The following is a 12993-nucleotide window of genomic DNA, read 5'->3' as shown; positions in this document are numbered from 1 at the left end:
GTAAGTGGGATACAGATCTGGTCACTTGTTCGATGGCGTCGGTGCCGGTGCCGGCGAGGGGGCGGGCGCGGGTGCCTGTGCAGGTGGTGCAGGAGGCATTGCGGCGCTTTGCTGCCCTTTGTGCATCGTCTGCATGGTTGCGGATTGCATGCCTTCGTTCAGCAGCCCATTGTTGGGATTGCCGGGTGTCGTTGTTTTATCGGACATGGCGGTGTTCTCCTTATCGTGAACATTGATCCAGACGAAAGCGATAGTGAAGCTGCAGGCTGCAAAGAAGGCTAAGCCAGCCGCAAGATTGAGCCATTTGAGGGTCTTCGCCGCGGCCCCCTGCTTGTTGTGATAGTTGTTGTCGCGTTCGATGAAATACTTATGGGCAAATTCGGTGCTTTGCCGGTTTGCTTCCGAAGCAATTGGAAAGGACAGCAGCATTAATAGCATCGAGGTTGCGAACAGCACCCAAGATGTCTTGATGGTCCAAAGGTCGTGTGCCGTAGCTAGTGGCACCAGTTCTTTGATGAACGTGATGGAGAGAGCAAGCGCGCCGGTGGAGTACGCGAGAATGGTGTTGTCGTACTTGTCGCTGTTGGCACGCTCGCGCGTTTGCTGTTCGGTCCAATAAGAATCGTACATTGCACGTCGACGCAGTGTTTCGTCATCGGGCGGGTTTGCGGGGCCAGCACCGCCACCAGTGTCGTCACTCATCTGCCTATCCCTAGATTCTTCCCCTCGGACATTGTGCCAATTTTTCCAGCAGCGTAATTGGCGCAAAACCTCAGACGTGAATGTCGCGATCTACGATCAGGCCAGCGCTGCCTGATCCGTAGACTGAGGCACTTCGGCACCGAACGCCTCTGACGCCAAGGTAAGACCGGCACCCACCCGCTATCTGAATTACATATTTCGACGCGATCCTAGTCCCCGATCAACTGCAATACGAGGCAATTACTGCGCAAGCAGCTTTCATGGTCGGCAGGAGGGGGCGTGGCGCCCCTAAGGCGGATTCCGCGCGGCAAACCCACACGAAGCTGACGGCACATCGGGACTCTTGAAAATCCTCGAAGGCGCCTCCAGAAACACGGAACCACATCAAGCTAGAGCGGTGTGGGCGCTCATTACGATGTCAATCGACGTCCGGGACTCCCGGCCGCCGAGCCACATTGATCCGAGCAGCTGAGCAGCAACGAGTTGGGCAGTGATGTCCACGCGAGCGATCCTCAGTGAGCAGTTTAATACCAGTGTGATTACACCAGCGGTGACAGGGCGATGCCCCGTCGAGGGTCCCTAGGGATTCCGGAAGCTGAGGGGGCTAGTATGGGTAGCCGCGGCCCTCTCCCTCAGCTAACTATGAGCAACGATCCGCTTCGCGCCAGGTCCTATCTTCATTTGGACGAGCCACCCCGCCGAAGCGTCATCGCAGCGGCTGTCGCCGACCCTATTCAAGTTGCCAAGTGGCAGTTCTTGCCCATGATCACTCGGGTCCAGGTGACTCGTAAGATCAAACGCCAGGGCAAAGTGTTCATACGAAAAGAGAAGAAGCGTCCCATTAGCTACGCCTCCCATCGTGATGCAGCGCTGTATGCGTTCTATGCCGCCGCGCTTACCAGGCAATACGAGCATCGCTTAGGGTTACTAGGCCTTAGCGATGTCGTCACGGCGTTTCGAACTGGAGATGGGCGCTGCAACATCCACTTCGCCCGCGAAGCTTTTGAATGGATTAACTTGATACGCCCTTGCGTAGCACTCGCCTACGATATCAGCGGTTTTTTCGACAATCTTGACCACCGGATCCTGCGGGACAGGTGGGCCGACATCCTCGATGAACGTTCGCTACCGGCGGATCACTACGCGTTGTTTCGATCGCTTACGCGTTATACGTGGATCTGGCAGGTCACGCTTTATGCAATGTTTGGAATCAGTCCGTATGCCCCCAAGGCGTCCGGGCGCACACGCATATGCAGTGCCTTGGAATTTCGAAACAAGATCGTTCGCGGAAACCACCTCAACAAGCACTTGCTCGACAAGGGCATTCCTCAAGGCACCCCTATCAGCGCGGTGCTGTCCAACATCTACATGCTCGACTTCGATCGCGTGCTCAACGAGAAAATCAAAGCATGGGGCGGCCTCTATCGCCGCTATTGTGATGACGTGTTATGCATCGTGCCGCCGCAGCACGCAGTCGCCGCAAAGGATTACATAGAAGAGCTTGTCGCTTCGATCAAGCTGGAAGTGCAGCCTGACAAGCTTGAAGAGTGTTACTTCGGTCCCTCGGGGACAGTGACGAAACCAGCCTTGCAGTACCTTGGACTCATCTTCGATGGGCGAAAAGTTCGACTTCGAAATGGTGGCGTCGCGAAGTTCTATAGTCGTATGCGCCAAGGTGTTCGTCAGGCACACCGTGCCCGCACGAAGGAAGCACGCATGAAAGGTGTTCCTGTTACATCGGTCCCAATCAAACGAGGAAAGCTCAATCGGTCCTACCTATATGTAGGACCGAGGAACTTTGTGACCTACGCAACCCGCGCCGCTCGCCTTACCCAGAGCGAGGCGATAGACAAACAGATCTCACGCCGCACGCGCGCTATTGATGAAGCCATCGAACGAGCCAGCGAGGAAGATTAGTTCATAAGCAAGCGAGAAATGCACTGGTAGCCTGGAGCTTCGCTGCCCGATAACGGATAGGTGACCCCATGGATGTTGGGCAATTTCATTGGGCGATCCAATGACATCCTGGCCGTCTACCTTGGAAGAAGTTCAGGCGTCGCTGGGCCATCCGTTGATGAGCGGGCGCCGAGGGCCTCAATGGCCCTTCTTTCGGACCGCGCGCTCACCCGGAAACCTCAGCTGGGCCAGCCTGCTCGTGAACCCCGAATCGGCCATGCCCAGCACGTCCTCCCAGAGCGCTAGGTGCATTTGTGTGCGAGGAGTATTCCACGATCGGTCATAGACCTTTGGCGTTAGATCCCCCGACATCACACGATCCAGGCGTTCACCGGTCCGCTTGACCATCAGGTTGCTCGCCTGGGTGGCGCTGGTCGGGTACTTGGTTTTATTGTCCGCGGCGGACATGGCGCCCATGTAGATGAGACTGTACGCCTCAGCCACGGACACGCGCTCGACCAAGAGCGCCAAGAGTTGTTGAAAACGATCATCGCGATCGGGCTTAGGCCAGTAGCGAGCCGCCGCTTGCTCGTCTAGATACGCCGCAATTTCCTCGCGCGCGAAGTCGACGGCCAGCAAACGCGCGGCGCCCGCCCAGTGCTTTGGCCATAGTCCGCCGTGTGGGATGGCGCGCATCTCGTCCGCCAGGGACAAGGCGTGGGGATTGATATGCCAATCAATCTCAGGAAAATCCCACGCGTACGAGCCACTTTCCTTTCGCTGGATGCTGGCAGAATCTGTCGTCTGGCCAGGTGAAATCAATCCATGCTGCATTAGCCCGAAGAAACCGTGCCGATGCTGCATCAGACGCGCGAACGGAATGCTGCCCTTGCTTACCCGGGGAAGGAACAGTTGATCGCCCGCCGGGGGTGCCGTCCTCAAGAGCGCCACGAGCGTTATCGCGTCTAGCAGCGACAAGTTCTTCAGCGTGGCCGATCGATCGCCAAATTGGGCATAGCCACGCATCGCCTCGGTGAGGGTCTCCGTCAGCCGCGATCGCTTGCTGAGGCAACGCCGACGTGCGGCTTCGAATGCCTCATCGACCTTAGTGTAACGCTCCCGGTCATCGACAGCGGCTTTGAAGGTGGCAACCCGTTGCCTCACCTGGTCCAGCTGACCGGACATGCTCTCGTGATCGCACATCAGGAGCGCATTGGTGATGGCGACGACGGTGTTGGGTTCCTGGTCCAAGAGGTCGAAGTACGCACGGAAGGCTTCCGAACGAAGATTCACCGTCTGGGCCGACCATCCGAGGAAAAACAGGGGATCCGTGCGGTCGTCATCGATGCAGATGCTGGCCAGCATGTCGTATAGGATCCGCGCCATCTTCTTGTCGACCAGGTACGACACGATCTCCGCCGCCTCGAGAGCATTGAAAGCGTGAGGACCCGGACTGGATGCCTTCAAGGCCTTGGCGATGCCGGCGAAGAACAGGTCACGCTGGTGGGCGTGAGCGTATAGGTGGCTCGGAAGATCGGTGGGATCCGGAGTATTGCCGTCGGCGGCATTGATAGCGATCCAGGCGCTCATCCAGCGACAACCAAGCTCGCCCCAGTCGGCGTCAGGCAGTTCGCCCCGCACGCGAACATCAAGGGCTTCTACATGTGGGTGATGCTGTGTGAGTTGTGCTGCGTTGCCGAGAATGCGGCCCAGAGCGGCCCAGTCGTGCTCCACGTTGTCGCCTTCACCGGTGGCATCATCCATGACTTCGCAGGCGATGAGATAGCGAAACCACCCTGCATGCATGGGATCGCCCAGGCGCTCCAGTTTCCCGGCAAACGCCGTCATGGTGAGGTCGAAGTGGACGATCTCGAAACCGGACCAGTTCTCGCCCCCCATGCGGCCATGGAGTTCGGCGGCGGTAAACCAGGGCAGCTGATTCTCCGCGAAGAGCGCATCAAGGAACGCAGCGGCGGCCTCGTCGGCGGCGGCACGCTGATCTGCTTTCAGGGCGGCCAGGCAAGCGATTAGCGCCGACGCCATCCGCTCATCATGACTCGTACAAAGCGCGCCGGCGTCGCCCGCATCCGCGATCGCCTCGGCATAGCTTTCGGCCTGAAGGTGCATCTGGGCGCGCTGCGCGAGAAGGACGCCTAGGGTGTCTCTGGTACCGTTCTGCCGTCGCTGGCAATCGATGGCTTCGGTCAGCGAGCTCAGCGCTTCCTCTGGCCGCTGGAGCTGCCGGTAGCGCCAATGGATCGTCCAAAGCAGCCGTGGGGTGACTCCGACGTCGATCGAGAATCTGAGTAGGGGTTGGATGGACTCGGCTGGGTCCACCTGCGCGCTCTGCCGTATGCAGTCGGCATCGAGGAGCAGCAGCTCGGACCTTGGATACAGATGCGCGCCGCGAATGATCTGGTCACCGATGCTGGCCCGGCCCCCGTCGCCTTTCCAGTGGTAGCGGTTCCGCGCAGCGACAACAAACGCGAAGTGGGGTGGCACATCAAAATTGAGCACCGACTCAAGGACGCGAATGCCCTCCTCGGGCTCCGCGTCATATCCTTCTCGCCCTCCCCAACTCGAGACCGAGGCAAACAGGGTCTGGGCGTAGATAGCCTTACCGATGGGCGACAGGTCGTCTTCGATGGGGCGGAATATATGCCTCGCTGCAAGATGGTCCCCGGTGTCTTCAAGCGATGCACCCAGTTTCTCTTGAATGCGCGCGCCGTTGTCTTCTAGCGCGCGATACGCCGCCGCCGCGGCTCGGTATTCCCTTTGCATATAGAGCCGGTCCGCTGCAGCCTCCGGCGAGGTCGCTGGCGGTGGCTCGATGGTGTCGATCAGTTCCTGAAGAGACAGTGACATCGGCGGTGTAGGTCGGTGGCATCCAGGATGACCATTGTGGGGAGCAGCCAGGGGAATCGATAGTGGCAACGCATGCCACGATGGATCCGGGGAAGCGCAGTGAGATGGACGGAGGGTGGCCGTCGCACGCGAATCTCAGGCGGAGCGACACCCGCAAGACAGACTTGACCTACCTGCCAGATGCTTCTTTGTTGGCCACACGTTCGAGGGTCTGTGTGGCTTGGCGGACCAGGCGGAGTGCCTGCTGGATGGCCGGGTTGCTTCCCGATTGAAGCTGTGCCGAGATGCACACAAGGCAGACATTGAGCACCGCGGTTGGTATGCCCAGCTGCTCGCTTTCGTACCTCGACAACGACGACCGATTGATGCCCAGCCGCCGCGCAAACGCGGCCTGGGTCTCTTGCCCCCGGGCGGCAATGAGGAGTTCGCGCTGGGATGAGGGAAACGAGATCAACGTCATGTTGCGACTATCGCACATCATTGCTATAACAGCACAGGCGAAGTTTCACCGGTGCTCCGGTTACCATTCGGGATTGGAGGACGTCGTATGGCGCGAGCCGATCAACTCATAGCTCTATTGCGTGCCTACGCCGGCGAGCAGGATGCGCAGTTCACCGCCGTCGCGCTGCAGATGGCGGCCGGCGAAGCCCAGAAGGGCCATACCCGCCTGGCAGCCGAACTGAAGGCGCTCATCGAGGCCGCTCAAGTGCGCCAGGTGAGCCGGCCTGCCGTGCGCCCAGTGCCGCTGGCTCAGCCCAAGGGCGAGCTGGCTGAGCTACTGACGGTCCAATACCCCCGTCACCATCTGACTGAAATGGTGGTCTCGGCGGAGGTCGCGCTGAAGCTGGAGCGCGTGCTTCGCGAACAGCGCTATCACGAGCGATTGAGTGGCCACGGTCTGGTACCGCGCCGCAAGCTGCTGCTGGTCGGCCCCCCGGGCACCGGAAAGACGCTGACGGCCAGTGTGTTGGCGGCTGAGCTTCGCCTTCCTCTGTTCGTTGCCCGCTTCGATAGCCTTATCACCAAGTTCATGGGTGAGAGTGCGTCGAAGCTGCGCCTGGTGTTCGAATCCTTGAAGGCGACGCGTGGCGTCTACCTCTTCGACGAATTCGATTCGCTAGGCCTGCAACGTGGCAGCCAGCACGACGTCGCCGAGATGCGGCGCACGTTGAACATGTTCCTGCAGCTCATCGAGCAGGACGCCTCGGAAAGCCTGATCGTCGCCGCGACAAATCACGGAGAATCCCTGGATACGGCGCTCTTCCGGCGCTTCGACGACGTCATCCGCTATGAAGCGCCTGATGTTTCGCAGATCGAGCGGTTACTGCGTAACAGCTTGGCGCTCTTCGACGGGCCGACCTTGGACTACACGAGGTTGGTGGCCGCGGCGAATGGCTTGTCGCACTCGGATATCGTGCGCGCCTGCCAGGACGCGATGAAGGATGCCGTCCTCGAGAACCAGACGGGTGTCAGCCAGGAAAGTGTCCTGCAGCATCTCGATGAACGTTCTGCTAGCCTCCGCCACATGAAGTTCAGCTAAGGACAGGCTGACATCGTCTGTCCAGGGAAGGGGGCAGTCTGTGGCAGAACCGCTCAAACATCTGGATGCGTCGGCCTATGTTGAGGCTCGACCGTTCAAATCGACCCTTATGGTCCAGCGGCCGCCGGCGCCAGCCCGCGAGCGACGCACGCATGGGCAGCGCCTTCTCCAGCAGCTCCAACAACTGCATCGCGCGGAAGCTGATTTCAAAAGGCGACGGGAAGCGCTGAACCTTCCGGCCGCCGTCGGCCTGACCGTCGCGGTGGAGCTTCGTCCGAAAGGCTTTCTTGATTACAAGGCCATGGATTGGAAGCGCGACGGCATCGAGGTGCTGAACGTCACTTCGCATGACGACTTTGATCTCATTGTCGTGCATATCCCCGACGGGCGACTGGGGGCCTTCGAGAAGCGCATCCGCGAGTACATCAGTGAGGACACCAAGTACGGCAAGCCCAAACACGCAGCCCTAGTCAATGTGATCGAGAGCTTCCGCCAGGCGGCCTTCGATGAGTTATGGACGGATCCGATCAATCCGCCGCCGGCGCAGGTCGAGCAATGGTTCCAGCTGTGGTTGCGCGTCAAAGCCGGTGATCCGGCGGCCACACAACGCTCCTTCGCTCAGGTGGCTGAGCGGTTGGGTATCATCGTTGAAACCGGCTACGTGCCGTTTCCCGGGCGCATTGTCGTCGCCGCACGCACGACCCGCGCCGCGCTCGAACAGGCCATTGAGCTGTTGGATGTCATGGCGGAGATTCGCTCCGTCCAACCCACGGCCGAATTCTTCCTCTCTGACTTGAATCCGGTCGATCAAGTGCAGTGGGTGCGCGATCTCACCGGGCGCCTGGAGGCCAACGGATCGGCGGAGGCGGCCTATGTGACGCTGTTGGATACGGGCGTCGCGCAAGCTCACCCCCTCATTCAATCCAGCCTCGATGCCGCGGATCTGCATGCGCTGGTGCCCACGTGGAATGGCGCTGATGCCGATGGCCACGGCACGCAGATGGCCGGCATTGTGCTGCATGGCAACCTGACCCATCCTCTGGCTTCCACGGAGGCCCATGCGGTCCCGCACCGTCTGGAGTCGGTCAACATCTATCCTCCCCAGGGACAGCATCCCTATCACCTGTATGGCTGGGTGACCCAGCAGGCGGTCGGCGTCGTCGAGGGTGTTGCGCTCGATCGCCGGCGCACGTTCGCGATGATGTCCACCTGTACGGAAGCCTCCACCGGCCTACCGTCCGAGTGGTCGGCGACCATCGATCGCCTGGCGGCGGGTGGTCGTGGGACGCTGGAGCCCGACAACGACGAACCGCGGCAGCGACGCCTATTTGTGCTGTCGGGCGGCAATATCCCGTGGCCCAAATGGGACGGCTATCCCCACATTAACCATGTGGAAAGCATCGAAAGCCCTGGCCAGGCATGGAATGCCCTCACTGTCGGCGCCTACACGGACCTGACCTTCATCGACCACGCGAAATGGCCAGGGCTTCAAGGCATTGCACCCATGGGGGCGCTTTCCCCCTGCTCGACCACGACGATGCTCTGGCAGCGTTCCTGGCCATTCAAGCCGGATGTGGTGGCCGAGGGCGGCAACGGCTCGCTTGATCAGGGACAGCCCCTGGTCGGTCCGGAAAGCCTGCGGCTGCTGACCACACATCGCGACATGGCTCGGGCGCTCCTCAGCGAAACCGGAGACACCAGCGCCGCCGCCGCGGAGGTATCGCGACTGTGCGCGCATTTGAGCACGCGCTACCCGGACTACTGGCCGGAAACCCTTCGTGCCCTCGTGGTGCACGGTGCGCGGTACACGCCGGCGATGAGCGCGCAACTCCCTTTGAATCGGGCTCGTGACGACAAGGAAGCACTCCTTCGTCAGTTTGGGTACGGCGCTGTCAATGGCTATAACACGCTCAACTCCGACACGTGGAGGCCGACGCTGGTCCTTCAGGAAAGCTTGACGCCGTATCGACTCGATAGGTCGGACATCAAACTCAACCAGCTCAACATGCACACCTTGCCGTGGCCCTCTGACGCACTGGCGGCGTTGGGCGAGGCACTCGTTGAGATGCGCATCACTCTGTCCTACTTCATCGACCCCAATCCGAGCCAGCGTGGTTGGCAGAGCAAGTTCCGTTATCAGTCGCACGGACTCCGATTCGCGGTGAAAGGCGCGACGGAAACAGCGGAGATCTTCGGGCAGCGCATCAACAAGATCGAGCGCGAGGACGCCGAAGCCGCAGATGGATTGCACCGACAACCCATGAACGACCCGGACACCGAGGGGTGGCTATTTGGGAGTCAGCTGAGGGCACGCGGATCCATTCAATCCGATGTGTGGCGTGGAACGGCCGCACAGCTCGCAGCCAAGTCGCACTTGGCGGTGTTTCCCGTGGGTGGGTGGTGGAAGGATTGGAGGGACGCTTGTCAGAGCACAAACGCAGTCCGCTACGCTCTCATCGTTTCCCTCGAGGTCAATCAGGAGCTTGAAGTAGATCTGTATACGCCTATTCAGGCAGCGATTGCGACTCCGATCGAGACGACCATCCCGAGATGACGCCCCGGGCGCCGGTGGCATCAGGCTTAGATATTCGCCATGCGATTGACCAACGAAGGAGTCGCCATGTCCCCAGCAACTCGCGTGAAAGCTACTCGCACGAAGACCTCCAGCTGATTTCTGAGGCGTTGCACGGTTGGTCTTCCTGGTTGCGTGTGCACTAGAGTAATCCGGTAATGGCCCCCAGCGCCGATCGGGATCGCTTTTAAGCCGCAGACTGGCTTCGAACCATCGGCCGGATATCCGCGTCAACTTCATCCGCCTGCAACTGATCGAGATAGTCGGACCACGCCTGAAGCATGTCCTTACGACCCTTGAGATATCGCGCCTGATTGTAGATATCGCGGACTGTATCCTTGTCCTTGTGCGCAAGCTGTCGCTCCACCCAATCGCCTTCCCAGCCCGCCTCGTTAAGCAGCGTGCTAGCCATGTGCCGATAACCATGTGTGACGATCTCGCCCTTGAAACCAAGTCGTGCAATCGCAGCGTTAAGAGTGTTCTCTGACATGGGGCGGCCGCGGTGCACCGCATTCGGAAACACATGCTGGCTATGGCCAGTAATCGGCCGCAGCTCTCTGAGAATTGCAACGACCTGCCGCGATAGAGGGATGATCAGTGGCGGCGCAATAGCTTTTTGCTTTTTACGTCCTTTCAACTTCGCGCCCGGCACAGCCCATTGACCTCGCTCTAGATCCATTTCCGTCCACTCAGCAAAGCGAAGGTCACCAGGGCGGCAGAAGACGCGCGGACTAATCTGCAGCGCAGCGCGCACGATGTACGTCCCTGTGTAGCCGGCAATCGCTCGCAACAGTTCACCAATGCGGGCTGGCTCCGTGATGGTGGGAAAGCGTCCAGAGATCAGCTCAGGCAGCGTGTCTTTCAGATCCGCTGCCGGATCTCGATCTGCGCGCTCGGTGGGAATGGCGTACCGGAAAATTTGGCTCAGATGCCGGCGGATCCGGTGCGCCGTATCGAGAGTGCCGCGCGCGACGACGCGCTGCAGGACAGCGAAGATTTCCGGCGCGGCGATTTCCTTCAGTGGGCGATCGCCGAGCCAGGGAAACACGTCGTTTTCTAGCCGCAGTACGACCTTCTCGGTATAGCTATCAGCCCAGCCGATCCGCTTGACCTCGATCCACTCGCGCGCGACAGCCCCGAGGGTATTTTCGGCCGCAACAGCCCGAGTCAGCTTTTCGGCCCGTCTCTGCGCCACAGGGTCAACACCGTTGGCCAGGTGGCGGCGCTTGTCGTCAGCGGCCTCGCGCGCTTGAGCCAACGTCATGGGGGGATAAACGCCGAGGCCAAGCATCTTGGGCTTGCCGGCGGGATCGCGGTATCGCAGGCGCCAATACTTTGATCCGTTCGGCTCCACTTGTAGGTTCAGCCCCTTGCCGTCAGGCAAGCGATACATCTTCTCGCGCGGCTCCGCATTACGAACCGCAAGCACAGTCAACTTCGACACGCTGTCTCTCTCCGTGAGGCCGCCTTCCGGTGCGCTGTGAGTACTTCCCTCGAAGCGCTGCCCGGAGGCCGCTTTGTACTCACAAATATACTCACAACATGCGTGCGCTTTGCTGCGATCAAGCGAGTCTACGTGAGACCACAGATCGACGAAAACCGCGCCAGAATGCGCCCTGCGGGGCGTTTCCGAGATCGCGTGAGATCGTATGAGAAGAGAGAATGGTGGCTAGAGGCGGGATCGAACCGCCGACCTCAGCATTATGAGTGCCGCGCTCTAACCATCTGAGCTACCTAGCCACGGTAAGGTCGTCGCTGCCAGGCGGGATGTGCCTGGGCGAGGGCCGGGCAGTTTAGTTGCGACGCCCCTTCGGTTCAAGTCTTGGCTTGCCGCCTGTTCGCGCGCTGTGGTTGAATCGTTCGCGGGAACAAGGTGTTGCTGGTTTCAGGCACGCACCGGCAGGCCCGAGGAGAAGACATGATCGACGTCGATGGCTACCGTCCGAATGTGGGCATCGTGCTGCTGAACGCAGACGGCCGCCTATTTTGGGCGCGCCGCGTCAATCGCGACGGCTGGCAATTTCCCCAGGGCGGCATGCGCAGCGACGAGACGCCGCTGGAGGCCATGTACCGCGAACTGGAGGAGGAAACCGGCCTCGCCGCATGCGACGTCGAGGTGATCGGCGCTACCCGCGGCTGGCTGCGCTACAAGCTGCCCAGTCGTTATATCCGCCACCATCAGCGCCCGACCTGCATCGGCCAGAAGCAGGTGTGGTTCCTGCTCAAGCTGGTCGGCGGTGAGGATGCGCTGCGTCTCGACGCCAGCGAGAAGCCCGAATTCGATATCTGGCGCTGGGTGGATTTCTGGTACCCGGCCAATCACGTGGTGAACTTCAAGCGGCAGGTCTACGAGCGGGCGCTGCGCCAGTTCGCCCCGCTGGTGGAAACCCTGCTCAGCGTGCAGCTCGGCAATCTGCCGCAGCCCGACGAGGCGGGCCCTGGCCCAGGCCCGCGCGGGGGGCGCGAGGCTGCCTGAACGCCTTTTGCGGCACTTAAGCCTAATTGTTGACAATCATTCGCATTTGCGTTCCCATATGCCGCATGTATATCTGCATGTGCAACGCCGTCACTGATCACGACATTCGCCGCGCCGCGGCCGATGGCGTGCATAGCTTTGCCGAGTTGCAGGCTCGCACCGGCTGCTCCGACTGCTGTGGTTGCTGCGAACAGGAAGCACGCGCCACGCTCGGCAAGGCAGTAGAGCAGGTACTGCTGCAGCTCCCCGTCGTCACGGCCTGAGCGCACTCCTTCCGTTATCTTTTTTCTTCACGTCCACTGCCCGGGCGCGCGTTCGCATGAGCGAACCATTTCCATTTGCGTTCCGTCATCCCCGCGCCTAAATCCGTATAGTTACCGGCTGTTAGCTATCGGGAGAAAGGACCATGAAGGGCGACGCCAAGGTCATCGAGTTCCTCAACAAGGTGCTCTACAACGAGCTCACCGCGATCAACCAGTATTTCCTGCATTACCGCATGTTCAAGGACTGGGGTTACGGCGAACTCGCCGAGCACGAGTACAAGGAATCGATCGAGGAAATGAAGCATGCCGATCACCTGATCGAGCGCATCCTGTTCCTTGAAGGCCTGCCCAACCTGCAGCATCTGGGCAAGCTGCGCATTGGCGAGAATGTGCTGGAATGCCTGCAGGGCGACCTGGACCTGGAAATGGCCGCGGTGAAGGACCTGCGCGAAGGCATCGCTTACAGCGAAGGCATTGCCGACTATGTCAGCCGCGACATGTTCAAAACCATCCTGCACGATGAGGAAGAACATATCGACTGGCTGGAAACCCAGCTCAGCCTGGTCAAGGACATCGGTGCCGAACGCTATCTGCAGAGCAAGATGTCGAGCTGAGCGGTAACCGTTTCGCAATAATCCAGGTAATCCTCCGAAACTGCCGCGCGCCCTGCTGAAGCGTG

At 60.2% G+C, this 12993-nt stretch carries 9 protein-coding genes and 1 tRNA gene; 6 read left to right on the top strand and 4 right to left on the bottom strand.

All coding sequences use genetic code 11. From position 1 onward, the window contains the following. Window positions 1–21: 21 nt before the first annotated feature. On the bottom strand, window positions 22–702 hold the full coding sequence (locus BM338_RS05085) for a hypothetical protein (protein ID WP_090449712.1): 681 nt from the start codon (window positions 700–702) through the stop codon (window positions 22–24). A 642-nt stretch (window positions 703–1344) separates the two neighbouring features. Between BM338_RS05085 and drt2 the strand changes: the two genes are divergently transcribed. Next, a complete protein-coding gene (gene drt2 / locus BM338_RS05080; RefSeq protein WP_177229229.1) occupies window positions 1345–2619 on the top strand; it encodes an antiviral reverse transcriptase Drt2 in 1275 nt (424 codons plus the stop codon). A 177-nt stretch (window positions 2620–2796) separates the two neighbouring features. On the opposite strand, the gene BM338_RS05075 is transcribed toward drt2, so the two are convergent. Then, a complete protein-coding gene (locus BM338_RS05075; RefSeq protein ID WP_090449710.1) occupies window positions 2797–5463 on the bottom strand; it encodes a hypothetical protein in 2667 nt (888 codons plus the stop codon). Window positions 5464–6010: 547 nt separating this feature from the next. On the opposite strand from BM338_RS05075, the gene BM338_RS05065 reads away from it, so the two are divergent. Next, window positions 6011–7003 (top strand): AAA family ATPase, encoded by a 993-nt coding sequence (locus BM338_RS05065; RefSeq protein WP_090449708.1) that lies wholly within the window; start codon window positions 6011–6013, stop codon window positions 7001–7003. 40 nt (window positions 7004–7043) lie between these two features. Next, window positions 7044–9557, top strand: a complete 2514-nt coding sequence (locus BM338_RS05060) for a S8 family peptidase (protein ID WP_090449707.1) — start codon at window positions 7044–7046, stop codon at window positions 9555–9557. Between the two features lie 205 nt (window positions 9558–9762). Here the strand turns inward: BM338_RS05060 and BM338_RS05055 are convergent, their stop codons facing one another. Beyond that, window positions 9763–11019: a tyrosine-type recombinase/integrase gene (locus BM338_RS05055; protein ID WP_255367187.1), complete on the bottom strand. Its 1257-nt coding sequence runs from the start codon at window positions 11017–11019 to the stop codon at window positions 9763–9765. Between the two features lie 219 nt (window positions 11020–11238). Further along, window positions 11239–11315 (bottom strand) — tRNA-Met (locus BM338_RS05050). A gap of 178 nt (window positions 11316–11493) precedes the next feature. Here BM338_RS05050 and BM338_RS05045 point away from each other — a divergent pair. The 3 genes from BM338_RS05045 (at window position 11494) to bfr (ending at window position 12928) form a co-directional block, all read left to right on the top strand. Continuing rightward, on the top strand, window positions 11494–12051 hold the full coding sequence (locus tag BM338_RS05045; protein ID WP_090449706.1) for an RNA pyrophosphohydrolase: 558 nt from the start codon (window positions 11494–11496) through the stop codon (window positions 12049–12051). 65 nt (window positions 12052–12116) lie between these two features. Further along, window positions 12117–12314, top strand: coding sequence for a (2Fe-2S)-binding protein (locus BM338_RS05040; protein ID WP_177229228.1), 198 nt, complete (start codon window positions 12117–12119; stop codon window positions 12312–12314). Between the two features lie 143 nt (window positions 12315–12457). Further along, window positions 12458–12928, top strand: coding sequence for a bacterioferritin (bfr, locus tag BM338_RS05035; RefSeq protein WP_090449705.1), 471 nt, complete (start codon window positions 12458–12460; stop codon window positions 12926–12928). Window positions 12929–12993 lie beyond the last annotated feature (65 nt).

The organism is Dyella sp. OK004, from assembly GCF_900114495.1.
Lineage (GTDB): Bacteria > Pseudomonadota > Gammaproteobacteria > Xanthomonadales > Rhodanobacteraceae > Dyella_D.
The sequence above is the reverse complement of the archived record's forward strand: the minus strand, read 5'-3'. Positions and strand labels throughout refer to the sequence as shown.